At 66.8% G+C, this 25,134-nt stretch carries 27 protein-coding genes; 11 read left to right on the top strand and 16 right to left on the bottom strand.

All coding sequences use genetic code 11. The features are described from left to right. Positions 1-32: 32 nt before the first annotated feature. The 7 genes from pal to ATO11_RS05160 form a co-directional block, all read right to left on the bottom strand. The gene (pal, locus tag ATO11_RS05190; protein ID WP_050530038.1) at positions 33-545 is read right to left on the bottom strand and encodes a peptidoglycan-associated lipoprotein Pal; all 513 of its coding nucleotides are present in this window, start codon (positions 543-545) and stop codon (positions 33-35) included. Positions 546-656: 111 nt separating this feature from the next. Further along, on the bottom strand, positions 657-1,976 hold the full coding sequence (gene tolB, locus ATO11_RS05185; RefSeq protein ID WP_050529773.1) for a Tol-Pal system beta propeller repeat protein TolB: 1,320 nt from the start codon (positions 1,974-1,976) through the stop codon (positions 657-659). Continuing rightward, a complete protein-coding gene (locus ATO11_RS05180) occupies positions 1,973-3,091 on the bottom strand; it encodes a hypothetical protein (protein ID WP_050529772.1) in 1,119 nt (372 codons plus the stop codon). The genes tolB and ATO11_RS05180 overlap by 4 nt, the downstream gene beginning before the upstream one ends. Before the next feature lie 10 nt (positions 3,092-3,101). Further along, positions 3,102-3,581 carry a protein TolR gene (gene tolR / locus ATO11_RS05175; RefSeq protein WP_050529771.1) on the bottom strand — a complete coding sequence of 160 codons (480 nt, stop codon included), beginning with the start codon at positions 3,579-3,581 and terminating at the stop codon, positions 3,102-3,104. A 3-nt stretch (positions 3,582-3,584) separates the two neighbouring features. Continuing rightward, complete coding sequence (tolQ, locus tag ATO11_RS05170; RefSeq protein ID WP_050529770.1) at positions 3,585-4,280, bottom strand: protein TolQ; 696 nt, start codon at positions 4,278-4,280, stop codon at positions 3,585-3,587. A 348-nt stretch (positions 4,281-4,628) separates the two neighbouring features. After that, a complete protein-coding gene (gene ybgC, locus ATO11_RS05165; protein ID WP_050529769.1) occupies positions 4,629-5,015 on the bottom strand; it encodes a tol-pal system-associated acyl-CoA thioesterase in 387 nt (128 codons plus the stop codon). A gap of 2 nt (positions 5,016-5,017) precedes the next feature. After that, entirely contained in the window at positions 5,018-5,665 is a 648-nt protein-coding gene (locus ATO11_RS05160; protein WP_050529768.1) for a hypothetical protein, read from the bottom strand. 140 nt (positions 5,666-5,805) lie between these two features. On the opposite strand from ATO11_RS05160, the gene ATO11_RS05155 reads away from it, so the two are divergent. Further along, positions 5,806-7,173 (top strand): calcium-binding protein, encoded by a 1,368-nt coding sequence (locus ATO11_RS05155; RefSeq protein WP_050529767.1) that lies wholly within the window; start codon positions 5,806-5,808, stop codon positions 7,171-7,173. 4 nt (positions 7,174-7,177) lie between these two features. Here ATO11_RS05155 and ruvB read toward each other — a convergent pair whose 3' ends face one another. Genes ruvB through ruvC form a run of 3 tightly spaced genes read right to left on the bottom strand, consistent with a single transcriptional unit; the run spans position 7,178 to position 9,388 of the window. Further along, positions 7,178-8,200 (bottom strand): Holliday junction branch migration DNA helicase RuvB, encoded by a 1,023-nt coding sequence (ruvB, locus tag ATO11_RS05150; protein WP_050529766.1) that lies wholly within the window; start codon positions 8,198-8,200, stop codon positions 7,178-7,180. Positions 8,201-8,204: 4 nt separating this feature from the next. Next, the gene (ruvA, locus tag ATO11_RS05145) at positions 8,205-8,894 is read right to left on the bottom strand and encodes a Holliday junction branch migration protein RuvA (protein WP_050529765.1); all 690 of its coding nucleotides are present in this window, start codon (positions 8,892-8,894) and stop codon (positions 8,205-8,207) included. Then, complete coding sequence (ruvC, locus tag ATO11_RS05140) at positions 8,891-9,388, bottom strand: crossover junction endodeoxyribonuclease RuvC (RefSeq protein ID WP_082176187.1); 498 nt, start codon at positions 9,386-9,388, stop codon at positions 8,891-8,893. Before ruvC ends, ruvA begins: the two co-directional genes overlap by 4 nt. Before the next feature lie 334 nt (positions 9,389-9,722). Between ruvC and ATO11_RS05135 the strand changes: the two genes are divergently transcribed. Beyond that, positions 9,723-9,926, top strand: a complete 204-nt coding sequence (locus ATO11_RS05135; protein WP_050529763.1) for a DUF1127 domain-containing protein — start codon at positions 9,723-9,725, stop codon at positions 9,924-9,926. 123 nt (positions 9,927-10,049) lie between these two features. Here the strand turns inward: ATO11_RS05135 and ATO11_RS05130 are convergent, their stop codons facing one another. The 6 genes from ATO11_RS05130 to ATO11_RS05105 all read right to left on the bottom strand — a co-directional run bounded on the left by ATO11_RS05130 (position 10,050) and on the right by ATO11_RS05105 (position 17,273). Then, positions 10,050-10,388: a hypothetical protein gene (locus tag ATO11_RS05130; RefSeq protein WP_050529762.1), complete on the bottom strand. Its 339-nt coding sequence runs from the start codon at positions 10,386-10,388 to the stop codon at positions 10,050-10,052. Between the two features lie 106 nt (positions 10,389-10,494). Next, positions 10,495-11,367, bottom strand: a complete 873-nt coding sequence (locus ATO11_RS05125) for a 50S ribosomal protein L11 methyltransferase (protein WP_050529761.1) — start codon at positions 11,365-11,367, stop codon at positions 10,495-10,497. A 2-nt stretch (positions 11,368-11,369) separates the two neighbouring features. After that, entirely contained in the window at positions 11,370-12,761 is a 1,392-nt protein-coding gene (locus ATO11_RS05120; RefSeq protein ID WP_242601357.1) for an MATE family efflux transporter, read from the bottom strand. A 3-nt stretch (positions 12,762-12,764) separates the two neighbouring features. Next, positions 12,765-13,997, bottom strand: coding sequence for an MFS transporter (locus tag ATO11_RS05115; protein WP_050529760.1), 1,233 nt, complete (start codon positions 13,995-13,997; stop codon positions 12,765-12,767). Between the two features lie 44 nt (positions 13,998-14,041). Continuing rightward, the gene (locus ATO11_RS05110; protein ID WP_278044286.1) at positions 14,042-14,869 is read right to left on the bottom strand and encodes a LysR family transcriptional regulator; all 828 of its coding nucleotides are present in this window, start codon (positions 14,867-14,869) and stop codon (positions 14,042-14,044) included. Positions 14,870-15,083: 214 nt separating this feature from the next. Next, a complete protein-coding gene (locus ATO11_RS05105) occupies positions 15,084-17,273 on the bottom strand; it encodes a primosomal protein N' (protein WP_050529758.1) in 2,190 nt (729 codons plus the stop codon). 120 nt (positions 17,274-17,393) lie between these two features. Here ATO11_RS05105 and fsa point away from each other — a divergent pair, with 120 nt between their 5' ends. The 9 genes from fsa to ATO11_RS05060 all read left to right on the top strand — a co-directional run bounded on the left by fsa (position 17,394) and on the right by ATO11_RS05060 (position 25,053). Beyond that, a complete protein-coding gene (fsa, locus tag ATO11_RS05100; protein WP_050529757.1) occupies positions 17,394-18,047 on the top strand; it encodes a fructose-6-phosphate aldolase in 654 nt (217 codons plus the stop codon). Positions 18,048-18,128: 81 nt separating this feature from the next. Continuing rightward, on the top strand, positions 18,129-19,301 hold the full coding sequence (locus tag ATO11_RS05095; protein ID WP_050529756.1) for an NDP-hexose 2,3-dehydratase family protein: 1,173 nt from the start codon (positions 18,129-18,131) through the stop codon (positions 19,299-19,301). After that, entirely contained in the window at positions 19,294-20,136 is an 843-nt protein-coding gene (locus ATO11_RS05090; protein WP_050529755.1) for a glycosyltransferase 61 family protein, read from the top strand. The genes ATO11_RS05095 and ATO11_RS05090 overlap by 8 nt, the downstream gene beginning before the upstream one ends. A 117-nt stretch (positions 20,137-20,253) precedes the next feature. Beyond that, complete coding sequence (locus ATO11_RS05085) at positions 20,254-21,291, top strand: glutathione S-transferase C-terminal domain-containing protein (RefSeq protein WP_050529754.1); 1,038 nt, start codon at positions 20,254-20,256, stop codon at positions 21,289-21,291. A 52-nt stretch (positions 21,292-21,343) separates the two neighbouring features. Next, complete coding sequence (locus tag ATO11_RS05080; protein ID WP_050529753.1) at positions 21,344-21,835, top strand: hypothetical protein; 492 nt, start codon at positions 21,344-21,346, stop codon at positions 21,833-21,835. 106 nt (positions 21,836-21,941) lie between these two features. Further along, on the top strand, positions 21,942-22,643 hold the full coding sequence (locus ATO11_RS05075; RefSeq protein ID WP_050529752.1) for a DUF484 family protein: 702 nt from the start codon (positions 21,942-21,944) through the stop codon (positions 22,641-22,643). Further along, positions 22,640-23,578: a tyrosine recombinase XerC gene (locus tag ATO11_RS05070; protein ID WP_082176162.1), complete on the top strand. Its 939-nt coding sequence runs from the start codon at positions 22,640-22,642 to the stop codon at positions 23,576-23,578. Before ATO11_RS05075 ends, ATO11_RS05070 begins: the two co-directional genes overlap by 4 nt. A gap of 121 nt (positions 23,579-23,699) precedes the next feature. Continuing rightward, on the top strand, positions 23,700-24,290 hold the full coding sequence (locus tag ATO11_RS05065) for a cytochrome P460 family protein (protein WP_050529751.1): 591 nt from the start codon (positions 23,700-23,702) through the stop codon (positions 24,288-24,290). 70 nt (positions 24,291-24,360) lie between these two features. Continuing rightward, positions 24,361-25,053 carry a CDP-alcohol phosphatidyltransferase family protein gene (locus ATO11_RS05060; RefSeq protein ID WP_050529750.1) on the top strand — a complete coding sequence of 231 codons (693 nt, stop codon included), beginning with the start codon at positions 24,361-24,363 and terminating at the stop codon, positions 25,051-25,053. The last annotated feature ends 81 nt before the right edge of the window (positions 25,054-25,134 follow it).

Raw genomic sequence — 25,134 nt, 5'->3', positions numbered from 1 at the left:
TTCCCCCGAACCCTGCCCGGGGCAGGCGCCTCTTAACTTGTCAGGCCGCCCGAGATGATCGTGACCGCGCGCCGGTTCTTGGCATAGCACGCCTCTTCCGAACAGATCTCGATCGGCCGTTCCTTGCCGTAGGTTACCACCTTCAGGCGGGCTTCCGGAATACCTTTCGACACGAGGTATTCCTTGACCGCGTTCGACCGGCGCGCGCCAAGGGCGAGGTTGTATTCCCGCGTGCCCTGTTCGTCCGCGTGGCCCTCGATCGTGGCGATGTAGTCGGAATTGGTGGTCAGCCACGCCGCCTGCGCGTCAAGCGTGCGCATGGCCGCCGGGCTGAGCGTGGACTGGTCCACCGCGAACAGGACCCTGTCGCCGACCGATTGCTTGAAGTATTCCGGCGAGTCGATGGACGGCCCGACCGGGGTGACCGGCGCCGGGGCGGCGCGTGTCGCGCTCAGGTCCACCTCGTTGTCGAACCGGTTGGGGTTCGCGCAGGCTGCGACGGAAAGCGCCACCGCGCTCAGAAGGATCGCCTTGATCGGTGTCATGATGTCTGCCCTCATGCCAATATGTGATGCCTTGCCGGCATTTTGTCGCTTGTTAGCACATACCGCCGCGCAAGGAAACGCCGGGCGCGGCGGCGTGCGGTGCGTCGCCGATCACTGCAGCGGCGACCACGCGGGGTCCGACGCGCCGTCCGGCGTGCGCACCCGCTTGAGGTTCCGCCCCGACACGTCGACCGAATAAAGCGATGACGTGCCCTGCGCGCCCTGGGTCTCGCGCGCAAACATGATGACCCGCCCGTTCGGCGCCCATGTCGGCCCTTCATCTAGGAACGAAGCCGTCAGCAACCGCTCCTCACTGCCATCGGTGCGCATCACGCCGATATGGAACCGGCCCTTCGACTGCTTGGTAAAGGCGATCAGGTCACCGCGCGGCGACCAGACAGGCGTGCCATACCGGCCCTCCCCGAACGAAATGCGCTGCGCCTCGCCGCCACCGGCGGGCATGATGTAAAGCTGCTGCGTGCCCGACCGGTCGCTTTCGAACACGATGCGGCTGCCATCGGGCGAATAGGACGGCGCGGTTTCGATCCCCGGCGCCGAGGTCAGCCGCGCGGTCCCACCGGATGCCAGGTCGAGCCGGTAGAGGTCGGTATTACCGCCGGTGCTCAGCGAATAGACAACGCTTTGCCCACCCGGCGCAAAGCGCGGGGCAAAGCTCATCGTGCCGTCGCCCTGTTCCAGCGTGCGGCTCCGGACCGATCCGACATCGAGGATCTTGATGCGCGGAAAGCCCGACTCGTAGCTGGTATAAAGCACCCGGTCGCCGGTCGGCGAAAAGCGCGGCGCCAGCACCAGCGCGCTGGAATCCGTCAGGTACTGCACGTTGGCCCCATCGTAATCCATGATCGCCAGCCGCTTGCGGCGGTTGTCCTTGGGCCCGGCTTCGGACACGAACACCACCCGGCTGTCGAAATAGCCACCCTCGCCGGTGATCCGGCTGTAGACAGCATCGGCCACCTTGTGCGCCATGCGCCGCCAGCCGTCCTCGGTGCCCGCGAATTGCAGGCCGGCACCCAGCTCGGTCCCGGCGAAGACGTCGTAGACGCGGAACTTCACGACAAGGTTGCCCGCCCCGTCCGTCTGCACCGCGCCCGTGATCAGCGCCTGCGCGTTGATCGCGCGCCAGTCCGCGAAGGCGACGGGCGCGGCGAAGCTGGTGATCTGGCTGATGAAGGCCCCTGCCGGGATCTGCCGGAAAAGGCCGGTGCCGTTCAGATCATCCGCCACCACCTGCGCGATGCGCTGGCCCCAATCCGCCGCGCCCGCCGTTTCGGCGACGAAGGGCGGGGCGGCGAATGGTAGAGGCTCCACCACGCCTTCGGTGATTTCGATCCGCAGCGGGCCACCCTGGGCCTGCACGACGCCTGCCCACAGGCAGGCCAGCATCACGATCGCCAGAACTCGTCTCATCATCGCACCCTCATGCTTTCGGGGTTGAACGTCATTTCGACCTCGCGCCAGGTCTCGTACTTGTCGGCAGGAAGATCATAGCCTCCGCGCTGGCAGCGCAACACCGCGCGGCGGGCGGACTGGAACGCCGTCTGCACCGCACCGTCCGATCCGCCCTCGGCCGCGATCAGGCGCACGTCGCTGGAGACAGTGCCGTTCTCAGCCAGTTCGAACCCGACCGTGACAACCACGTTCGCGGCCTGGCTGCCCACGTCCACGTTCCAGCATTCCTGCACCGCGATGCGAAACGCTTCGGACTCGCCGCGGCTGAGAGGCGGGCCGCCCGCGGGCGCGGCGGGCGCCGTCGCCTCGCGCAACAGGTCGGCCACGACCGACTCGACCGAGTCGTCGCGGGTGTCCGACGGTGCGGGGGTGTCCGGTTCGGGGGTGGAGGCCGTCGCCAACCGCTCGGGCCGCCCGCGCGGGCGAAGCGATTGCGTGGGCGCAGCCGAGGCCGGCTCTTCGGCCTCGGTCACGATCTCGGTCGTGGCTTCCTCGGGCCGGGCGGCGTCCTGCTCGGGCGTCGGTGTCTCGCTCGCTTCATCGGGCCGCGTCTCGGGCGACGGGACCGGGGCGATCTCGGTTTCGGGCTGCGGTTGCGCGACCGGGACGGGCGCCACGCGCGAGGCCGGGCGCGGCTTGGGCCGGATGCTTTCAAGCGGAGCGGTGTCGGGCACGATCACCGCAACCTCCGGAGCGGGCGCGTCCGGCTGGTCGGGCGGCGCGTCCTCGACCGCCGCCTCGGGCACGGGGGTGGCGACATCGCTGACATCCGGTTGCGCATCGGGCGCCGGGGCCGGGGCGGGATCGGGTTGCGGGGCCGGTTGCGGCTCGGGCACGGTTTCGGGCGCCACCGGGTCGGCCTCCGGCTGCGGCGCGGGCGGCTCGGGCGTCTCCACCACCGCCGAGGCATCGGGAGGGCTTTCGGGCAGCACCAGCGCCGCCCATTCCTGCCCCGACACCATCGTGACCTCGGTAAATTCCATCTTGAGCGGCTCGGCGGCGAACACGTTGCCGAACAGCAACCAGCCGATCAGCCCCGCATGGCCGATGCCCGAGATATAATGCCCGACATGCATGCACGCGGCCTCAGCCCGGATCCGAGTCGAGCGACGGACCGCCGATATCCGTGACAAGGCCGATATTGGCGAACCCGCCCGCGTTGAGCGCACCCATCACCTGCATGACGACGTCATAGCTGATCGCGCCGTCCGCGCGCAGGAAGACCCGGTCCGACGACCGTTCCGCCGCGATGGCGCGCAATTTGCCGACGAGTTCCTCGCGCGGCGTCTCGGTTTCCTGGATCAGCACCCTGCCGTCGGACAGGATCGTGATCGTCAGGGGCGGCTCGGCCTCTGCCGGAAGGGCGTTCGCCGCCGTCTTGGGCAATTCCACCGGCACGCCGACCGTCAAAAGCGGGGCGGCGACCATGAAGATGATCAACAGCACCAGCATGACGTCGACGAACGGCGTGACGTTGATTTCGGACATCGGTTTGGTCCGGCCCCGGCCATTCCGCCTGCGCCGTCCGCCCCCGCCGCCCGACTTGTCCACGACGCCCGCGCCCATGGCTCAGCTGTCCAGCTGGCGGCTGAGGATGGTCGAGAACTCGTCGGCGAAGGCTTCGTAGCCCGCGACGATCCGGTCCGCATCCGCGCTCAGCTTGTTGTAGAAGATGACCGCCGGGATCGCGGCCAGAAGGCCCAGCCCCGTCGCCAGCAGCGCCTCGGCTATGCCGGGCGCCACCACCGCAAGGTTGGTGTTCTGCTGTTCGGCGATTTCGATGAACGCGTTCATGATCCCCCAGACAGTCCCGAAAAGGCCGACGAACGGCGCGGTGGACCCGACCGTCGCCAGCACCGGCAGCCCGCGCTGCAACTCGTCCGCTTCCTTGGCGATAGCGACGTCCATGCTGCGGTCGATCCGCGCCTGTGCGCCCGCGATCAGCCGCCCGTCTTCCTTGTGACTGCGGCGCCATTCCGTCATGCCCGCCGCGAAAATCCGCTGGCTGCGCCCCGCGGGCGTCGGCCCGATCTGGTCGAACAGGCCGTCAAGCGGCTCCCCCGACCAGAAGGCGCGGTCGAACCGGCCTGCTTCGCGCCGTGCCGCCCGGAACACGATCAGTTTCTGGATGATGATCGACCACGACCAGAACGAGGCCACGATCAGCATCAGCATCACGATCTTCACCGTGATCGTCGCGCGCGCGAAGAGCGCCCACATCGAGAAGTCCTGCCCTCCCGCCGCGTTGAGGAGTTCTGTTTCCATGAACCTGCCGCCTGCTCCCAATTTTACCCTTTGGGTTTTCGCGCAAGACTACCGCAGGCGCGGCGAAAATGCCAACACAAGCGCGTGTGGCTCGGCTGAAAGCCGCACGTTTGTCGGGGCGCCGGGGCGGGGCGGCAACGTCATTTTACCAAGTTGGCACCCCGTCCACGCGTTTCCCGCGCGGAATCAAGCCCGCAGGGCGCCGCGCGATCGCCGACGCGCCCCTACGCGGCGGCGATTTGGTGACCACCTGCGCGTCGCTTGGACCTCTTTCGGAACGGAACGATAAAGCGCGCCGTGCAGCCGTTGGATCGCCACCGCGCGCGTCGGCAATCGCGCGGCTCGGCGCTATCCTACCGCATTCCGCACCCCCTCGGGCAAGCGCACCGGTGCCCCCGCCTCAGACAGGCAGACCAGCGTGACAACCGAAGCGAACAGAACCTCGTCCCCCCGGCTCACATCCTGCTCCAGCTCGATCCGCGCCGCGGTAACCTTCCGAACACGCGTTGCCACCTCAAGCACGTCGTCGAACCGCGCGGGTGACAGGTAGTCCGCCTCCACCCGCCGGACGGCGAACACCACGCCCTCGGCCTTCAGCGCCGTCTGGTCGACGCCCAATTCCCGCACCCACTCGCTGCGGGCGCGTTCGATGAACTTCAGGTAGTTGGCGTAATAGACGATCCCAGCGAGGTCGGTGTCCTCGTAATAGACACGGCATTGAAAGCTGTGGGCCATGGTCAGGCGTCCTTCATCGCCTCGATCCGGGCCGCCAGCCGTAAGGCATGGCTTGGATCCTGCGCGACCGACGGCAGGACCGGATCATAGGCCACCCGGATCAGCATCGCGATATCGGGGCGCAACAGCACCGTGCCATCCTCGGCCCGCGCCAGCGCCGCGCGGTCTGTGAACGCGGTGTCGGACCACAACAGCACCGACTGCACCACCTGCGTCAGCGCCAGCGTGTCCGCGGGCACCGCGCCCAGATGCGCATCCATCCGCAGGAACACGAAACAGGCCCGGATCGCACCCGCCTCGTCAAAACGGAAAATGCGGTACTGGTTCGCCCCCGCCTTGGTCAGCCGCGCCACCAGCGGGTGCAGGTCCGGCACGAGGCGGTCAAGGTCCGGCACCTCCAGCAACTCGGCCCAGTCGCTGAAGAAGAACCACATCGTGTTCGAGCCAAGCTCGGGATCCGTCTGCGCGACGCCCATGCCGGTCAGAGCGCCCACGGCCTCGATCGCGCCTTTCACGACGTCCAGCGTTTGCGGCGCGACGCCGAACACCACGGGCGCCATGGGCCGCCCCCAACGGGCGAACAGGTAAGTGCCGTCGCTGCGGGTGAACAGCGCGGCGATGTCGTCATGGGTAAAGAGCGTATCGGCCATGCCGCCCCTTACCAGCGCCCGACGGCGCCCGCCAGAGACGCCTGGTATGTTTGCTTGCGCGCGGTTGACCAGAATCGGAGGGCGAAAGTACGCTGGGAGAACTTTTAGCGATTTGTTTCTGATCCATTTGGAGAACTGTCATGTTTCGATTTGTAAGCAGTATTTCCGATCAACCATCGCGCAGCATCGCGCTGTCCCCCTTCCGGCCCGGCGATACACTGGGCACGCAGGGTTCTGATTTCCTCGTCGGCACGTCCAACGCTGACCGCGCGTTCGGGCTGGGCGGCAATGACAGGATGATCGGCATCGACGGCAACGACACGCTCTACGGCGGCGCGAATGACGACCTGATAATCGGCGGATCCGGCGACGATGAGCTGTACGGCGGCTCAGACGATGCCGCCGATACCTTGATTGGCGGGATGGGCCACGACCGATTGTCCGCCGGCGCCGGCCAAGACATTCTGCACGGAGGGGCGGGCGACGACACGCTGGAGGCAGGCCCCGGCGACGATAGGCTGCGCGGCGGAGGGGGCGATGACCATCTCCTGGGCCGGGGCGGGAATGACGAATTGTGGGGCGGGGAAGGGAACGACACGCATTTCGTCGGGGCTGGCAACGCGACAATCCGCGACGGAGCGGGCGACAACTTGGTCATTGTCCGGAACGCGCTCGCAGAAGTCACAACCGGTTCAGGCGACGATGTAATATCCTTGAGTGGGGCTACTGGCTCCAGCCGGATCTCCTCAGGTGCCGGAGACGACTGGATCTCTGCAACCTACGGCAATACGGTCATCGAGGCCGGAGCCGGCAACGACGTGATCCAGACCTACTTTGGAGGCTGGCTCGGGAACGGCCGCAGCGGATACAGCTCGTCCACGGTTTTTGCTGGACCGGGCAACGATGTGATCGAAACCGGCAGGGGCCAGCATGTACTTCATGGAGGGCCGGGAAATGATACCCTGCACTCCTATATTGGTAGCGATCTGTTGCAAGGCGGCCCCGACGATGACGTTCTGCGTGGCCAGACCGAGGACACGGTACACGGCGGCCCGGGAAACGACCGGCTTGTCGGCGGATTGTTGCATGGCGGGGAAGGCGACGATCTCCTGCAGGTCCGCTATTTTGACGGCGATCCCGGTCAAAGGCTGTTAGGCAATGGCGGGTCGGGCGACGACACGCTGATCGCGCTCTTCGATGACAGGCATTTGCGTGCCGGGGAAGGGGCCGACACGCATTTGCGTGGTGGCGAAGGGGCCGACACGTTTCTTTTCAGACCATTGACTTTTGCCGCACAAGGTTCCGGCTTCAATCATACCATTCTCGATTTCGAAATCGGGACCGACAGGCTCGACTTGCGCAACTACGGCTTCGCCGACATCGACGCGCTGCGCGCGCTCGTTGTCTCGGAGGGCCGCAATGGCGTCGTGCTCGATTTGCAGGACGGAACAACCGTCAGCCTGCGCGGCGTGTCCTTCGACATGCTGGCGGACGACGTGCTGCTGTAGCGCGTCAGCTGTCGAACAGGTCGCCCCCCGCCTTGGGCGCGTCCAGCCCAAGGTGCCGCCAGCCCTTGTGCGCCAGCATCCGCCCGCGCGGGGTGCGCTGGATCAGGCCCTGCTGCAGCAGGTAGGGCTCGATCACGTCCTCCAGCGCGTCGCGGCTTTCGCTCAGCGCCGCGCCGATCGTCTCAATCCCCACCGGGCCGCCCGCGTAATTCTCGGCGATCAGCCGCAGGTAGCGCCGGTCGGCGCCATCAAGGCCCAGCTGGTCCACACCCAGCCGCGTCAACGCGTGATCGGCGAGGGTGCGCGTGACCTGCCCGTCGCCCTCGACCACGGCGAAATCCACAACCCGCCGCAACAGCCGCCCGGCGATCCGGGGCGTGCCCCGCGCCCGGCGCGCGATCTCTTCCGCGCCGCCCTCGTCGGCGGGGACACCCAGAAGCTGGGCGTTGCGGGTGACGATCTGGTGCAATTCGCCCACCGTGTAGAACTGCAACCGTGTCGGAATGCCGAACCGGTCCCGCAGGGGCGTCGTCAAAAGCCCCAGCCGCGTCGTCGCGCCCACCAGCGTGAAGGGCTGCAATTCGATCCGCACGGTCCGCGCCGCCGGTCCCTCCCCGATCACGAGGTCCAGCTCGTGGTCTTCCATCGCGGGGTACAGCACCTCTTCGACCGCCGGGTTCAGCCGGTGGATTTCGTCAATAAACAGCACGTCCCGCGCTTCGAGGTTCGTGAGGATCGCCGCCAGATCACCCGCCTTGGCCAGAACCGGCCCCGAGGTCATGCGAAACCCGACCCCAAGCTCCCGCGCGATGATCTGCGCCAGCGTCGTCTTGCCCAGACCGGGCGGCCCGTGGAACAGCGTATGATCCATCGCCTCGCCCCGCGTGCGGGCGGACTGGATGAAGACGCGCAGGTTCGCCCGCGCCTCCGCCTGACCGATGAACTGGTCCAGCGCCTGCGGCCTCAGCGCCCGGTCCTGGTCTTCGGGCTGCGCGTCCGGGCGGAGGGTGGGATCGGGCTCAGCCACCGCGCTACCCCTTCGGCGCCAGAAGCTTCAGCGCGGCGCGGATCAAATCCTCGGCACTCGCGTCACCTGCACCCGCCGCCTCGGCAACCGCTGCCGCGGCGTCGCTGGGCCCATAGCCGAGGTTCTGCAGCGCCGACAACGCATCCGCCTGCGCGGCCCCGCTTGCCCCTTGCGCCGGGGTGGACGCGGTTGGGCGGGCGGTCACGCCGGTGCCGCCTTGCGCATCGGCGGGGTCTATCACGTCGTCCGCCGCGGCTGCCGTGCCGTCCGCCCGGCCCGCCATCGCCATCACGGCGGGGGCCTTGTCCTTCAACTCGACCAGCACGCGCTGCGCGGTCTTGGGTCCGATTCCCTTGGCGGCGCGGATCGCGGCCTGATCGCCCAGCGCAATCGCACGGCCCACGCCCTCGGCCCCGAGCGCACCAAGGATCGACAGCGACGCCTTCGCGCCGATCCCCTGCACGCTCATCAAAAGGCGGTGCCACTCCTTCTCGACCAGTGACAGGAAGCCGTAAAGCTGCAGCAGGTCCTCGCGCACCAGCAGATCGGTATACAGCGCAACCGCCTCGCCGTCGGGCGGCAGCGCGGCCAGCGTCGTTTGCGAGCAATGTACGAGGTAGCCCACCCCGCGCACATCGATCAGCACGTGTTCGTCGGTGCGATACAGCACCCGCCCCGCGATCCGCCCAATCACGCGCTTGCCCTCGCCTGCGCGGCGCGGGAGCCCGCGTGGAAGGCATGGCACAGCGCGATGGCCAGCGCATCCGCCGCGTCCGGCCCCGCGATGACCACGCCGGGCAATTGCAGACGCACCATGTGGTCGATCTGGCGTTTGTCGGCATGGCCGACGCCGACGACGGACTTCTTGACGGCATTGGGCGCGTATTCCCCGACCCGCAGGCCCGACCGCGCCGCGACCAGCATCGCGATGCCACGCGCCTGGCCCAGCTTCAGCGTGCCCGCGCCGTCCTTGTTCACGAAGGTCTGCTCGACCGCGACCGCTTCGGGTGCATGGGCGGCCATCACGGCCTCCAACTGGTCGAACAGCGACACGAGCCGCGTCCCCAGGTCATCGGCCGCCGGTGTCTTGCAAACCCCGTTCGCCACGTGACTGACGCGATTCCCGACACAGGCGATCACGCCCCAACCGGTCTGTCGCAACCCCGGATCGATCCCCAGTACCCGCATCATCCCTGCCCGTCTGCCCGGCTTTGTTGCCGTTGCGCGACAGATAGCACGAAACGCGAACACCCGCCAAGGGGGCGCGCGCCTGTTCCGTTCGCGACAGAACCTGCCCACGGGCGACACGCCGGCACCACGCGGCGTTCGTTTGCGGCAGAAACCGTCCGAAAGCGACATCTCGCGACGCCCGATTATCGACACATTCTCAATGGGTTAACCAAGGCCAAAGCCATGCGGAAATTGCATGTCACCCATGCAGGAATTGCTCTTGTGGCAGGGTCGCCCGGCTTCTAGGTGAGCACGGACTTTGAACAGCTTCTCTCAGGAAAGGACGAAGGACATGGCTGCTCTTGATTTTCACCGTGGCACGACTGCCGGCTCGCTTGGCCAGGTCTTCGCCAATGCAATCGCAACCCTGAAGGCATGGAACGACGACCGCGCAACCCGTCGCGCGCTGTCGAAACTGTCGGACCACGAACTGGAAGACATCGGCCTGATCCGTGGCGATATCGACCAGCTGCGGTATTCCGGCCTGATCCGCTAACCCTCCCTCCCATGGGCCTGTCGGAGCGGCTCCCTCCCCGCCGCATCCGTGCCCATCAAAAAGCCCCGCGCGCCATCAGGCCGCGGGGCTTTTTCGTGCACCCTGCAATGATGAAGGATCGGGTTAACCAACCACGCCCATGAACCGGGCGATATAGGCCGTGACCGGATCCACCTGCATCATCCACGCGCCGCCCTGCTCGACAGCCGTGCCTTCACCCAGAACCGCGAGGCGGTCTTCGTAGGTTACCGGACCGACCGAGGCGAGCATGAAGGCCTTGAAAATGAAAAAACCTGCCACCAGCAGCAGGAAACCTTTCAGCGGGAAATGGAAACGGCGGACCGCCTTGGGCTGGATCAATCCGTTCGGCATGATCTTGTTGCGATAGCCGCGCGCCAGTTTGCGGTTCTTGCGATCGATCTGGCGCAGGCGCTTATCGAAAGAGGCAAAGGTATTTGCCATTGTTGGCTCCACATCTGGCCCCCACCGGATGTCTCCTAAAAGATGACAAAAGATTGTGGCGAAATGTTGGCAATTGGGGCGAAATTGCAGAAAAAGCCGTGAGAATTCAGGTGGTTTTGCGCAACGTTAGTGTCGTCCAGTCACCAATCTCCAGCGTCGAGACGGGATTGTATCCGACCCGTTGATAATGGCTGCGCACCTCGTCCGCCTGCTCGTTCAGAAGGCCCGACAGAATCACGTGGCCTTCCGGGGCCGTGTGGCCAAACATGGGCGCCGCGAGGTCAATCAGCGGGCCTTTCAGGATATTTGCAAAGATCAGGTCATAGGGCGCGCCGGCCGCAAGGTCGGGGTGATCGAACCCCGCCGCCTCCACGCACCGCACCCGGCCTTCCAGCCCGTTGGCGCGCACGTTGGTCTCTGCCACCTCGACCGCGACCTCGTCGATATCGCTGGCGATCACCGGGTCGGGCCAGATGCGCGCGGCGGCCATGCCCAGCACGGCGGTGCCGCAACCGATATCCGCCACCCGCCGCTTGACCTCTCCCGCCGTGACCAGCGCGTCGAGCGCCTGAAGGCAGCCCTGCGTCGTCCCGTGATGGCCGGTGCCAAAGGCCATCGCGGCCTCCACCAGCAGGGGCTCCACCCCGTCGGGCACGGAATCGGCGTCGTGACTGCCATAGACATAGAACCGCCCGGCCCGTACCGGCACCAGTTCGCGGCGCACATGCGCGACCCAGTCGACATCCGGAACCTCGGACACCGCGAAATCGCGGGCGCCATGCACGGCGGCGAGTAGCGCCAGCGCGATCTCGTCGGGCCGGTCGATGAAATAGGCACCGACTTCCCACAGGCCGCTGCCATCCTCGACCTCGAAGACGCCCACGCCGGTCGGTGCCGGGTCGAGCGCTTCGAGCGCCGCGCCCAGCGCCTCGGCAGAGGGCTTCTCGGGCAGGGTCGTCAGCGCGGTAAAGGTCGTCATCGTCAGCGTCTCCGGTAGCGGTTCACGTCCCGGTATCCGCGGCGCGGGCGGGCGTCAATCTGGGCCGCGTCGGCAGGCGTCAGGCGCGACACGAAAACCCAGCCCCAAAGCGCCGCGCCGATGCCCGCGATCACGGTCACCGCCGCCTGCGCGTAGATGACGCCGACAGCACCGAACGCCCCGGCCAGCGCGATGCCCGCGGGCCATGTCAGCGCCCCGTCCCGCGCCCATGCCACGGCGGTGGCGCGCGTGGGGCGGCCCATCGTGTTGAAGGCGGCATTGGCCACGAACAGTGCGCCCGCGAAGACGAAGGACCCCGCGCCGACGGTGACGAAGGCCCACAGGATGTCCCGCCCCGCCTCGTCAAGCGCGAAGGCGCGGGCCACCGGCCCGAAGGCACCTGTCAGCACCGCCCAGACCAGCAGGGTATAGCCGATGCAGAACAGGACCGCGTCGCGGTAGGTCTGGCGCACGCGGTCAAGCCGGACCGCGCCGAAATTCTGCCCGAAGATGCCGCCGATCGCCCCGGCCAGCGCGAAGATGCCGCCAAAGGCCACGACGGTCAGGCGGTTCACCACCGCCCATGCCGCCACCGCCGCGTCGCCGAACCCCGCCATGATCGTGGTCAGCAGGTAATTCGCCACCGGCGGCGACATCTGGGTCAGGATCGCCGGGCCCGAGATCGCGGCATAAGGCGCGGCAACGGCCAGCAACTGCGCGCGGCTGGGCCGGGCCAGCGCGTCATGCACGCGCACCGCGAACCACAGGCCGGTCAGGCACATCACCAGCCGGAACACCGTCAGGCCCATCGCGGCACCGTCCAGCCCAAGCCCGAGGCCATAGATCAGGACCGGATCCAGCACCATTGCGACCACGCCGCCCGACAGCGTCACGTACATAGCGCGCTTGCCGTCTCCGGCCGCGCGCAGCACGGCGGCCCCGATCAGCCCCACCGCCATCAGGCCGAGCGAGGGTACGGTCAAGGCGAGGTATCGCGCCGCCAGCGCGGCGGCCTCACCTTCGGCACCCGACAGCGCGACAAGGTCATGGCGGAAGGCCACGACCATCGCGGCCATGCCGGACTGGACGGCCACCGCCCAGATCATCGTTGCCGTCGCCTGCTCCCGCGCCAGGGCCGCCTGCCCCTGCCCGATCGCGCGCGATACCAGCGCCGTCGCCCCCACCATCAACCCGATTCCGGACGAGACAGAGAAGAACTGGATCGCGAAGGCATAGCCGATGGCGGCGACGAGGGCCGGGTCTCCAAGCCGGGCAATCCAGAAGAGGTTCGCCGCGTCGACCACGAAGACGAAGGTGATGCCCGCCGCTCCGGTCAACGTCATGCGCACGACATGGCCCATGGTCGAGCCGGACAGGAACCGCCCCTCGGCCACGGCTTATTCCGCCGGGGCGGGCACGGGCCGGGCCAATCGTGTTTCAGCCCCCCGCGCCGGGTGGCGCGGGATCAGCAGCGCCGCAAGGAACGAGGCGACCGCCAGCCCCGTCGCAAGCACGAACACGCCGGCCGGCGAATAAAGCCAGAGATAGCCCAGCGCCGCGGGCAGAAAGACCGCCGCGATGTGATTGATCGTGAACGCCACCGCCGCGGTGGGCGCGATATCCTCGGGGTCGGCGATCTTCTGGAAATAGGTCTTCTTGGCAAAGGCCAATGAGAATAGCAGGTGATCGATGACATAAAGCGACGCCGCCACGACCACGCCCCACCCGAACCAGTAGATACCGCCGTAAGCAAGGAACACGATCGCAAGGCCCGCATATTCGAACAACAGCGTCCGCTGCTCGCCGAACCGCGCAACCGCGTGACCCATCACGGGCGCAATGGCCATGTTGGCGACGAGGTTGATGAGGAACAGCGCCGTCACCTGGTGCACCTCGAACCCGAACCGTTCGACCATCATGAACCCGGCGAATACGATGAAGATCTGCCGCCGCGCGCCCGCGAGGAATTCAAGCACGTAATACAGCCAGTACCGCCGGCGCAGGACCATCTCCTTGCGCTGCGGATTGGGGGCCTCGAATTGCGGAAAGGCCAGCATGCAATAAAGCGCGATCAGCAGGCAGGCACCGCCCGACACCATGAAGACGATGTTGTAGCTGAGGTCGAGCGTCTCCCACAGCGCGACGATCAGCATGTAGGCCACGAGCGTCGCGCCCGACGCGACGGCCACGAGATAGCCCAGAACCTTGGGCGCGCGCTCCTTCGGCAGCCATTGCAGCTGTAGCGACTGGTTGACCGTCTCGTAATAGTGGAAGCCGATCGAGGACAGCATGGTGATCGTCAGGATCCCGCCAAGCGACGGGAACCACGCCGTGACCGCCGACGCGGCCCCCAGCAGCGCGAGTGACACAAGGCCGAGCGTCTGTTCGCGGAACAGCATCAGCAGCGCAATCACCGCGATGGCGAAGAACCCCGGTATCTCGCGCACCGTGTGCAGCCAGCCGATGTCCGACCCGTCGAAATTGGCGACCTCGATGACGAAGTTGTTGAGCAGCGCCGACCACGTCGCGAAGGCCAGCGGCATGGCGCAGGCGGTCAGAACCAGAAGGGCAACGGGGCGACGCCAGACCGGCAGGCGGCCCGCATCCGCAAGGGAAACGTTTCGAGGCATGATCCCCGCCTACGCCTGTTGCACAGGATTGGAAAGGTCGCGTGTCAGGCCACGGACCGGGCGGGTACGTCGTCCACGGCTTCGAAACAGCGGTGGATCCAGTCGGCGGTCAACCGCACCACCGGGTCCATCTTGCGCGTCTCGTGGTAGATCACCCAGATTTCCCGCATCACCGACGGCTGGTCGGGCATCATGCGCGTGAGGCCCAGGTCGGGCGTCGCCATGCTGTCGGGGATCACGCATGCCAGCCCCGATGTGGACGCACCCCGGCGCATCGCGTCGAAACTCTGCACGCGCAGGATCGGCGGCCGTCCGAACAGGTCGCGTGCCATGCGCATCTCGGGCGTCCAGTCCAGCTCTTCTCCCAGCCCGATCCAGTCGCCGGAATGATCGCCCGCACCCTTGTAGGGGGACAGGCTGATCTCCGCCGTCTTGCGGCCCACCAGCCGTCCTTCCTGCGGACGCGACAGGCGCACCGACACATCGGCCTCGCCATAGGCAAGGCTGACGCGGGTGTCGCTGCACACGAATTCGACGCCGAGGCCGGGATTGTCGGCCACGAATTCACCAAGGTGAGGCATCATGTGCGTCACGCACAGGAAATCCACCGTCGCGATCTTCACGGTGCGGCCCGAAGTCAGCGCAAGGCCGTTGTTGCGGTCGAGATCGTGAAGGCCCTTTTCGAACGCCTCGATCACGCGCACCAGCGCCTCACCTTCCTTGGTCAATTCCCATCGCGTCTTCTTCTTGACGAAAAGAACCGTCCCGTAAATTTCCGTCATCCTGTGAATGTGGCGCGACACCGTGGCGGTATTCGTATCGAGGCTCTTGGCAGCGGCTGTCATGGACCCGCAGCGCGCCAAGGCGATCACGTAACGATACCCGTCCCATTTTTGCACGGCATTTCCCCCTAAATATACCGGACAGTACACCTGCTCGCCTTGGTCCCTACGAGCTTAGCCCACCATTGAAAAAGTTCAAACCTAACGTCCGGATCCGCTCCCAACAACGAATATTCACCATGTACGCGACTGCCCGCCATTCGAAAAACTGAACGCGCAGTCAATAAATGCCCACTTACGGCTACTACAGAAAGCTTTGGGGATCAACATCGACCGCCACGCGCAAACTGCCGCGCAGGCGTAATTGCGCGACCCATTGCGCAAGCGCCGGTTGCAGGGGCGCGCGTTTCTCGGCCTTCACTAGCAACCTGATGCGGTGCCGTCCCCGCACGCGGGCAATGGGCGCCGGGGCCGGCCCGAACACCTGCGCACCGATCCGGCGCAGCGGCATGTCGTTGCGCGCAAGGAATGCGCCGGCATCATGCGCCTCGGCCAGTTCGGTCGAGGACAGGATGATCCCGGCAAGGCGGCCATAGGGCGGCACCGCCGCCGCGCGCCGCTCATCCGCCTCGGCCGCCCAGAACGCCTCCTGGTCACCGCCAAGGATCGCGCGGATCACCGCGTGTTCGGGCTGGTAGGTCTGCAGCATCGCGACACCGGGCGCCTCGCTGCGACCGGCGCGTCCCGCGACCTGCTGCATCAGCTGGAAGGTCCGCTCGGCGGCGCGCGGATCGGAGCCGTGCAGGCTCAGATCCGCGTCGATCACGCCCACAAGCGTCAGCTTGGGAAAGTTGTGCCCCTTGGCGACAAGCTGGGTACCCACGATAATGTCGGCGCCGCCATCCGCGATCATCTCGATCTCGGCCTTCAGCGCGCGCGCCGATCCGAAAAGGTCCGATGACAGTGTCGCGATCCGCGCCTCGGGAAACAGCGCCGCCGCCTCCTCGGTCAACCGCTCCACCCCCGGCCCGACCGCCGAAAGGCGCCCCTCCGCCTCGCAATGCGGGCAGGCATCGGGCATCGGGCGGCTTTCGCCGCACTGGTGGCACATCAGGCGCTTGAGGAACCTGTGTTCGACCATGCGCGCGTCGCAATGGTCGCACCCGATCTGCTGTCCGCAGGCCCGGCACAGGGTCACCGGCGCGTAGCCGCGCCTGTTGATGAACAAAAGCGCCTGTTCACCCCGCTCCAGCCGCTCGGCGACCGCCGCCTTCAGCGCGGGAGACACCCAGCGCCCGGCCTCCATCCGCTCGCCCCGCATGTCGATGGCGCGCATCTCGGGCAGGACCGCGTCGCCGAACCGCGAGGTGAGTTTCAGATGCGCATACTTGCCGTCCTGCGCATTGGCCCAGCTTTCAAGGCTGGGCGTGGCCGAGGCCAGCACGACCCGCGCCCCGCAGATCGACGCCCGCAGGACGGCCATGTCCCGCGCGTTGTAAAGCACCCCGTCTTCCTGCTTGTACGAGGTGTCATGCTCCTCATCGACCACGATCAGCCCCAGCCGCTGGTAGGGCAGGAACAGCGCCGAACGCGCGCCCACCACGACCTGCGCCTGCCCCTCGGCCACCATGCGCCAGACGCGGCGGCGTTCGGTCATGGTCACGCCGGAATGCCACTCGGCGGGCTTCGCGCCGAACCTCTCGTCAATCCGCGTCAGGAACTGCTCGGTCAGGGCGATCTCGGGCAAAAGCACCAGCGCCTGACCGCCCGCGCGCACCGCCGCCGCGACCGCTTCGAGGTAGACCTCGGTCTTGCCCGACCCGGTCACGCCCTGCAACAGCGTGGTGCCATAGCCCCCGGCCCCGATCCCGTCGGCCAGCGCCTGCGCCGCCGCTGCCTGGTCCTCGGTCAGGGTGTGGCCCGCGCGGTCAAGGTCGAGCGGGGCAAAGGGCGTGTCCCGCGGGCTGTCCTCCTCGGCCACGACGCCCTGCGCCACCAGCCCCTTCACGACCGAGGTCGACACGCCCGCCATCTCGGCCACTTCCTTGAGCGTGAAGGCCAGCCCGCCATATTCGGTCAGCGTCTCGACCACGCGGGTCCGGGCCGCCGTGACCCGGTCGGGCGTGCCGTGGCCCAGCCGGTAGACCTTGCGCATCGACGGCGGATCGCCCAGCCCCGGAGACCGCGTCGCCAGCCGCAGCATCGCGGGCAAAGGCGTCAGCGTGTAATCGGCCGCCCGCGAAAGGAAGGCCTGCATCTCTTCCCGCATGGCCGGCGCGTCCAGCACCCGGATCACGCTGCGCACCTTGGACGCGTCGTAATCGCCCGCGCCCGGCCCCCAGACCACGCCCAGCACCTTGCGCGGCCCCAGCGGCACCTCGACGAAGGCGCCCGCGAAACAGCCACCCTCCGGCGCGCGGTAATCCAGCGTCCGGTCCAGCGGCTGGGTGGTCAGCACCGCCACCAGCGTTCCTTCGTCGAAGAATTCGGTCACCCGCGCGATCGCTCCAGGAATGTTAGCGCCAACATTTTCAACCCTTCGGGGTTCACGCGCCGCGCCCAATCCGTTAGGTCTGCGCGTGAACAGGGCCACCAGATGGGAGGAATGCCTGACATGAAATTCTTTGTCGATACCGCCGAAATCGATGCCATCGCCGAACTGAACGACCTTGGCATGGTCGACGGGGTCACCACCAACCCCTCGCTGATCCTGAAATCGGGCCGCGACATCATCGAAGTGACCAAGGAAATCTGCGCCCTTGTCGACGGCCCCGTCTCGGCCGAGGTTGTGGCGACCGATGCCGACACCATGCTGGAAGAAGGCAAGAAGCTGGCCGGTCTGGCGGAAAACATTGCCGTGAAAGTACCGCTGACATGGGCGGGCCTGAAAACCTGCAAGGCGCTCAGCGATCAGGGCACGATGGTCAACGTCACGCTCTGCTTTTCGGCCAATCAGGCACTGCTGGCGGCCAAGGCGGGCGCGACGTTCATCTCCCCCTTCATCGGGCGTCTCGATGACCTGAACCTCGACGGGCTGGACCTGATCGCGGACATCCGCACGATCTATGACAACTACGGGTTCGACACCAACATCCTCGCCGCCTCGATCCGGTCGGCGAACCACATGTCGGAATGTGCCAAGATCGGCGCCGACGTGGCGACCGCGCCGCCCAAGGTGATCCACGCGATGGCAAACCACGTGCTGACGGACAAGGGGCTGGACCAGTTCGTCAAGGACGCCAAGGAAGCCGGTATCAAGATCGTCTGATCCCGCCATGCCCCACGCCCGCCCGCATGTCATCCGGGCCCTGCCAGACGATGTGCGGCGGGGTCCGACGGGTCGGCGCGGGTGAGCTATTGCCGCCATGATACCATCGCGGGGCTGATGAGCCTGTGCGCCGACCACGCGCAAAATGCCCGCGTCTTTTTCTCGCATGATGCCGGCAGCGATTGGGTCATCGACGACGACCGGCTGATCCACCGGCAGACGCAGTTCTTTTCCATCGCGGGCTATGCCGCACCGGACGGGCGGCACGTTCTGTTGTTGGAACAGCCTGAAACCGCCCTTGTCATGCTGCTTCTGACCCGAGACCCGGACGGCACGCGCTCCTTCGTTCTGATCACCCGGAACGAGCCCGGTCTTATCGGCGGAACGAACCTGTCGACCACGATCCAAAGCACCCCGGCCAATTACCAGCAGAGGCACGGGGGCGGAGCGACCCCTTTCATCGACCTCGCACTCGCCCCGACCGATGGCTGTCATGTTCTCTATGATGCGCTGCAACCGGATTGGGGCGAATTCTATCGCGGCAAGACCAAGCGCTTCATGATCGTTGAAACGGACGCGCCACTTGCCTTGCCCGACGGCCTGATCTCCGTCCCCGTCAGCCTCAGTCCCCAGATCCTCATGCAGGACCATCTTGGCACGAACGACCTGCGCTCCGCACTCGTCCTTCTTCACTCGCTCAAGCCCGGTGAACCCGTCATCACGGACATAGCACCCCCGCCAGCGCCCGATCTGGGCAAGCGCATCCCGCTTGGCTCCTTCGCCGAACGCGCGGCGCGCGACGGACGCGGGTTGGCATTTCTGGACGAACGCGGCGTCGGCGTTCGCCATTTCGAGACCACCAGCCCCTCGCGCGAGGTCCACCGCTGGCAACAACCGCTTCTTTGTCCGGGCACGGAAACGCACATTTCCCTGGTCATGCGCATGCGCGGCGGCACCCCGGAATACGCGATCCGGCAAATGGCACAGACCGGAACCGGCGGCATCCGTCACTGGCATCCCGCCGCGCCCCTCTCGCCGCCTGCCAACATACAGGCACAGGTGCGCACTTCGTCCGAAGGCGGGCGTTTCTGGCAGCACCAGATCACGCTGACCCTTGCCATGTCAGACGGCGCGAGCCTGCCGGAGGATGTGACTTGGGTCTCGCAGGACGCCTTGAAGACCTACATCCGCACCCCGAATGCAACCTCGGTCGACCTGCGCATGGTGGCCAGCCTCGCATTGACCCATGAGTGACGGCGCCACGCCCGACCGCATCTGTTTTTCCCGGCAGGACGGTCATCTTGCGCCCGTTCCAAGGGACGATCCGAAACCCTTCAAGGGGTCGGTGCACCATTACTTTCACTTCCTGCTCGGCTACCTGCTGCCCGTCGTGCACCGCGCCTCGGCGCGGAGCGCGCCCTTCGACGTGATCGATTGCGGGCCGGTCATGACGCCGATGCTGACCCGGACGCTCGACGCGATGGGCCGTGATTACCGCGTCGTCCCCCCGGACGCGGCGACCAACATGCGCTTCGTCCAGATGTGGGACCAGGCACCCGACCGCCGCCTGATGACCCCCGCGATCCGCACGATGCGCGAGATCTGGGACACCGCGCCGTGCCACGGCACCGGCTGCGATACCGGCGAGACGCTGATCCTCCGCCGCTCGCCCCCGCCCGCGTTCTACGCAAGCGGGCAGGCGCATGGAGAGGGATACGGCACGACCCGCCGCGCTATCCTCAACATCGACGCGATCTCAGATCACCTGTCCCGCCTTGGCGACGATCACAGCATCTATGAGCCCGGCCAGCATGCGCTTGGCTGCCAGATGCGCGCCTTCCGCCGGGCGCGCCGGGTGTTCGGGATCCGCGGCGCGGAATGGGCCAACGCGGTCTGGTGCGATCCCGGAACGCTGCGCGCCCGCGTGCTGTTTCCGGGCCGCAACAACCACACGATCGAACGGGTGATGACGGCGTTCGCGCGCGATTTCACGCTGTGGATGACGGATGACACGCATCCCGAAATCTCTCCCGGCCTCGTCCGCCGCCTCCTTTATCAACCCGGCACCGGCCCCACCCCGGCTGCGTAGGGTGCGTGATTTCACGCACCTTTGCCCTGCGCCCATTGCCATTGACGGGCTCACCCCGGCACCCCACCCTTCCCGGTGTAGGGCGCGTGATCTCACGCGCCGCCCCTGCGAGGCCCCATGACCGACACCGCCACCGAAGAAGACCAGTCAGACGCGCAATCCCGCCGTGCGAAGGGAGAGTTCGTGCGCGGCGTCAGCGGCTTCCGCCATGCCATCGGCGACGCCGACTTCGCTCCCGAACCGGGCCGCTACCACCTGTTCGTCGCGCTCAACTGCCCGTGGTGCCACCGCGCGACGCTGGCCCGCGCGGTCCTTGGCCTCGACGACGCGATCACGATGGACGTGGCCTTCCCGAACCGCACGTCCGAGGACGACCCGGCGGGCCCGAACCTGTGGGAATTCGCCCCCGACCGCATCGCCACCCTGACCGGCGCGACCCTGCCCGAATGCACGCCAGAAACCGGCACCGGCGCGGGTCACCGGCTTGCCCGCGACATCTACCGTGCCGAGGGATCGGACGAACAATCGCTCCCCGTTCTCTACGACAAACGCACGCACCGCATCGTCAACAACGAAAGCGCCGAGATCCTGCGCATGTTCGACACCAATGCCGAGGCCCTGCGCGGTGGCTCCGCTCCCCACCGCCTGTACCCCGACGACGTCGCCTTGCAGGCGGATATCGACGCGCTGAACGCGCGGATCTACACCACGATCAACAACGGCGCGTACAAGGCGGGCTTTTCTTCGGACCAGTCCGTCTATGCCGCCGCCTTCACCGCCTATTTCGACACGCTCGCCGACCTCGACACCCTCCTGTCCGACGGCCGCCCCTTCCTGACCGGCGACCGCTTTACCGAGGCCGACCTGCGGCTCTTCCCGACTCTCTACCGCCACGACCCGGTCTATTATCTGCGGATGAAGCTGAACGGCGCGCGCATCCTGGACCACCCGCATCTCTGGCGCTGGCTCTGCCGCGTGCACGCGCTGCCCGGCGTGGCCGGTGCCGGGTCACTCGTGCATTGCAGGCAGGGATATTTCGGGCGTTCGTGGAACGGCACCGTGCCGCTCGGCCCGTTCCGCCCCATGCTCTACCCCGACGCCTACGATCACCCGGACCTCGCCAGCCCCATCGGCAAGAACCGGCCCGACACTTGACCGCGACCCGCGCCGCGCCACCTCCTCCGTCAGGCAACCACCGGAGGCACCCATGCGCTGGCTCGCACTTCTTCCCTTCCTCGCAACGCCCGTGGCGGCAGAGATCGAGCTGACATTCCGCGACGGCGCGCCGAAAGACCGCTTCACGGTCACGAATACCAGTGCCTGCGCCCTTGATGCCGCGACCATCGGCATTGACTTCGCCGGGTCCTCGGGGCAGCTGATCTTTGACACCACCGCCTCCGGCGCGGGGGTGGAGGTGTTCCAGCCCCTCGAAATCGTCGAAGGCGCGCCTGCGCTTGCCTCTATCCCGAAGGTCGCGGATGGCGACACGGCACTAGCCCTGCCCGTGTCCCGCCTTGCCCCCGGCGCGACCATCGCCTTCACCATCGACGTCGACGACACGCTTGGCGGGCGCGAAATCACCGTGTCGGGGTCGGAAATCGCGGGCGCGGCGGCCACGCTTTCGACCGACGGTTTTGCCGCCACCGCGCGCTTCTCGGCGAGCGGAGTTGCGGCCGTCAGCGGCCCTCCCTGCGCCTGACAACCCCACCGCCGCGCATTTGTCACAGATTCACTGCCCTTTGAATTTGGGGCGGACCTGTGGATAATTCCGTGCTAAAGCACAGCCGAATGCGCAAGAGGCCCGAATGAGCAGCCCGAACATCGACGACGACATGCGCGAGAAGATCATCGCGCGCCCCGACGTTATTCTCGACGATCAGGACGTGATGCGTGCGCTGATCGACGCCAATGAAAAGAGCATGGGCAACAACATCGTGGACCTGCGCGGGATCGCGATGGAACGGCTCGAAGCGCGGCTGGACCGGCTGGAAGACACGCACCGTTCGGTCATCGCGGCGGCCTATGAAAACCTCGCCGGCACCAACCAGGTGCACCGCGCTATCCTGCGGATGCTCGACCCCATGGCGTTCGAGGTGTTCCTGCGCGACCTTGGCGGTGAAGTGGCCGACATCCTGCGCGTCGATTGCGTCAAGCTGGTGCTCGAGACGAAACAGGACGGCGATGCCGCCGTCGAACGGCTGGGCGACGTGCTGACCACCGCAGCGCCGGGCTTCATCGACCAGTACCTGACGGCGGGGCGCAACGTGCCCGTGCGGCAGGTCACCCTGCGCCAGATCCAGGTCGGCGCCGATCACGTCTATGGCGAGGCCGCCTCGTGGATCCGGTCCGAAGCCTGCCTCAAGCTCGATTTCGGCCCCGGCCGCCTGCCCGGCCTTCTGGTCATGGGCGCCGAGGACCCGCACCAGTTTTCGCCCCAGCAGGGCACCGACCTTCTGGCGTTTTTCGGGGGCGTCTTCGAACGCGCGATGCGCCGCTGGCTGTCTTGACGGCGGGCAGCCTCGCGCTGTCGCCACAGGCGCGCGATGCGCTCGCGGACTGGCTTGATGCACAGGCCGCCCTGAACGGAGCCGCCGCCAACACGATTTCGGCCTACCGTGCCGACGTCACCGACTTCCTCGCCTTCATGACGCAGCACCACGGCGACCGGCAGGGGCTTGGCCCCCTGTCGCGCATCACCGTGTCCGACATGCGCGCATGGATGGCCGCGACGCGCGGACAAGGCGTGTCGCCCCGGTCGCTGGCGCGCAAGCTGTCGGCGGTCAAAAGCTTCTATCGCTGGCTGGCCGAACGCCACGGGTTCGAACCCACCGCCGTGCTTGCCACCCGCAGCCCCCGCTTCCGCAAGAAACTGCCCCGCCCGCTGGATGAGGACGCCGCGCGCGCGATGATCGACACGGTGCAGCTTCAGTCAGCGAAGGACTGGGTCAACACCCGCGACATGGCCGTGCTCACCCTGCTTTACGGCTGCGGCCTGCGCATATCCGAGGCGCTGGGCCTCAAGGGCCGCGATGCGCCCCTGGGCGACGTGATCCGCATCGTCGGCAAAGGCGGGAAGGAACGCCTTGTCCCGATCCTGCCCGCCGCCCGCAGCGCTGTGAACGCCTACCTCGCCGCCTGCCCGCATCCGCAAGAGGATGACGGCCCACTGTTTCGCGCGGTGCGTGGCGGGGCGCTGGCGCCCCGCGCCGTGCAACAGGCGATGGCGCGCGCGCGGATGCAGCTTGGCTTGCCCGCAACCGCCACGCCCCACGCCCTGCGCCACTCGTTCGCCACGCACCTGCTGAACGCGGGCGGCGACCTGCGGGCGATCCAGGAACTGCTGGGCCACGCTTCGCTGTCGACCACGCAGGCCTATACCGCCGTCGACACCGCCCGGTTGATGGAGGTTTATGCCAACGCCCATCCCAAGGGCGGCGGCTGAACCACGGGCGGCGCGCTGTCACACGCCTCACGCCAACGTGAGACATGGTTTACCCCGCACCTGCGACATTCTGTGCCAAACTGCCGCGCGAACGACGTCGCTTTCACAGGAATACCCGACCATGCGCATCCTTCTGTCCGCCACGCTGGCCCTCGCCGCTTCCGCATCCGCTACCCTCGCCGACGGCCATTCCGACAAGTGTTTCGTCGACGCGACCGATCCCTTCGATCTTTCCGCCGAACAGGTGGTCGAGCTTTACGCCTGCATGGAAGGCAAGATGCTCGCCGGGTACACCAAGGGCGACAATCCCGTCGCCGCCGCCTATCGCGGCTGGGCCGTCACCTCGACCCGGCCTGCCGTGGCCGGCCCGCATGGCGACCGCTTCCTGCAGACCTTCGCCAACGACGTCGCGGCCGAGCAGTACCTGAAGTTCGAGGATGAAGGCGTCGTGATGCCCGCCGGATCGGTTCTGGCCAAGGAAAGCTTCAAGCTGGGCAAGGAGGGCAAACCCGTCCGCGTCGGGCCGCTCTTCATCATGACCAAGGGCGAGGCAGGCGTCGCGCCCGACACCGCCGACTGGATCTATTCCGCCGTCCAGCCCAACGGCAAACCGATGAAGATCAAGCAGAGCTTCTGCCACAACTGCCATGTCGGCTGGGAAGACAGCGACATGCTGGCCTATCCGCTGGAAGAGGTCCGCGTCAGCAACTGACGCCACCTTCCGGGCGGTGCCGCGTGCGCCGCCCATTGCAATCGCGGCGTCATTCCCGCATGACGCGTACATGACACCGCACCTGCGCGCCCTCGCCGTTCACTGGTTCACCGCCACGGGTGCGGTGTTTGCCATGCTGGCCATGCTGGCCGCGACGCAGGCGAAATGGGACGTGATGTTCCTGTGGCTCGTGGTGGCCTTCATCGTCGACGGCATCGACGGCCCGCTTGCCCGCAAGACCGACATCAAGGTCAACGCGCCGCGCTTTGACGGCGTGCTGCTCGACATGATCATCGACTACCTGACCTACGTCTTCATCCCCGCCTACGCGCTGTTTGCTTCGGGGCTTCTGCCGGGATGGACGGGATGGACCGCGATCATCATCATCACCTTCGCCTCGGCGCTCTATTTCGCCGATACCGGCATGAAAACACGCGACAATTCGTTCTCGGGCTTTCCGGGGTGCTGGAACATGCTGGTGATCGTGCTATTCGCGACCGAGCCGAATTTCTGGGTCACGCTGGCCATCGTCACGGCGCTGGCCATCGCGATGTTCCTGCCGCTCAAATTCATCCACCCCGTCCGCACCGAACGCTGGCGGGCGGTTTCGCTGCCGATGGCGCTCGCCTGGACGTTTTTCGCGGGCTGGGCGGCGTGGGTCGGGTTCGCCCCTGACAGCTGGGCGCATTGGGGCCTCGTCGTCACCTCGGTCTATCTCGGCCTTGCCGGCATCGCGCAGCAACTCATCCCGTCGCGGTCATGACGCGCGTCTTGTAACTTCGGTGCGAGTGACTAGAATATTGCCGTGCAACAGACATGAGCGGTCCGCGAGGCGGGGCCGCTC

Origin of the sequence: Pseudaestuariivita atlantica, from assembly GCF_001205715.1 — a bacterium.
Taxonomy (GTDB): domain Bacteria; phylum Pseudomonadota; class Alphaproteobacteria; order Rhodobacterales; family Rhodobacteraceae; genus Pseudaestuariivita; species Pseudaestuariivita atlantica.
Note: the sequence above shows the minus strand (reverse complement) of the source record. Positions and strands in the feature narration are given on the sequence as shown.

Excerpts from the sequence above, each read along its gene's own strand:
- pal (WP_050530038.1), bottom strand. The coding sequence starts at position 545 with ATGACACCGATCAAGGCGATCCTTCTGAGCGCGGTGGCGCTTTCCGTC.
- tolB (WP_050529773.1), bottom strand. The coding sequence starts at position 1,976 with ATGATGAGACGAGTTCTGGCGATCGTGATGCTGGCCTGCCTGTGGGCA.
- ATO11_RS05180 (WP_050529772.1), bottom strand. The coding sequence starts at position 3,091 with ATGCATGTCGGGCATTATATCTCGGGCATCGGCCATGCGGGGCTGATC.
- tolR (WP_050529771.1), bottom strand. The coding sequence starts at position 3,581 with ATGGGCGCGGGCGTCGTGGACAAGTCGGGCGGCGGGGGCGGACGGCGC.
- tolQ (WP_050529770.1), bottom strand. The coding sequence starts at position 4,280 with ATGGAAACAGAACTCCTCAACGCGGCGGGAGGGCAGGACTTCTCGATG.
- ybgC (WP_050529769.1), bottom strand. The coding sequence starts at position 5,015 with ATGGCCCACAGCTTTCAATGCCGTGTCTATTACGAGGACACCGACCTC.
- ATO11_RS05160 (WP_050529768.1), bottom strand. The coding sequence starts at position 5,665 with ATGGCCGATACGCTCTTTACCCATGACGACATCGCCGCGCTGTTCACC.
- ATO11_RS05155 (WP_050529767.1), top strand. The coding sequence starts at position 5,806 with ATGTTTCGATTTGTAAGCAGTATTTCCGATCAACCATCGCGCAGCATC.
- ruvC (WP_082176187.1), bottom strand. The coding sequence starts at position 9,388 with ATGCGGGTACTGGGGATCGATCCGGGGTTGCGACAGACCGGTTGGGGC.
- ATO11_RS05135 (WP_050529763.1), top strand. The coding sequence starts at position 9,723 with ATGGCTGCTCTTGATTTTCACCGTGGCACGACTGCCGGCTCGCTTGGC.
- ATO11_RS05130 (WP_050529762.1), bottom strand. The coding sequence starts at position 10,388 with ATGGCAAATACCTTTGCCTCTTTCGATAAGCGCCTGCGCCAGATCGAT.
- ATO11_RS05125 (WP_050529761.1), bottom strand. The coding sequence starts at position 11,367 with ATGACGACCTTTACCGCGCTGACGACCCTGCCCGAGAAGCCCTCTGCC.
- ATO11_RS05115 (WP_050529760.1), bottom strand. The coding sequence starts at position 13,997 with ATGCCTCGAAACGTTTCCCTTGCGGATGCGGGCCGCCTGCCGGTCTGG.
- fsa (WP_050529757.1), top strand. The coding sequence starts at position 17,394 with ATGAAATTCTTTGTCGATACCGCCGAAATCGATGCCATCGCCGAACTG.
- ATO11_RS05090 (WP_050529755.1), top strand. The coding sequence starts at position 19,294 with ATGAGTGACGGCGCCACGCCCGACCGCATCTGTTTTTCCCGGCAGGAC.
- ATO11_RS05085 (WP_050529754.1), top strand. The coding sequence starts at position 20,254 with ATGACCGACACCGCCACCGAAGAAGACCAGTCAGACGCGCAATCCCGC.
- ATO11_RS05080 (WP_050529753.1), top strand. The coding sequence starts at position 21,344 with ATGCGCTGGCTCGCACTTCTTCCCTTCCTCGCAACGCCCGTGGCGGCA.
- ATO11_RS05075 (WP_050529752.1), top strand. The coding sequence starts at position 21,942 with ATGAGCAGCCCGAACATCGACGACGACATGCGCGAGAAGATCATCGCG.
- ATO11_RS05065 (WP_050529751.1), top strand. The coding sequence starts at position 23,700 with ATGCGCATCCTTCTGTCCGCCACGCTGGCCCTCGCCGCTTCCGCATCC.
- ATO11_RS05060 (WP_050529750.1), top strand. The coding sequence starts at position 24,361 with ATGACACCGCACCTGCGCGCCCTCGCCGTTCACTGGTTCACCGCCACG.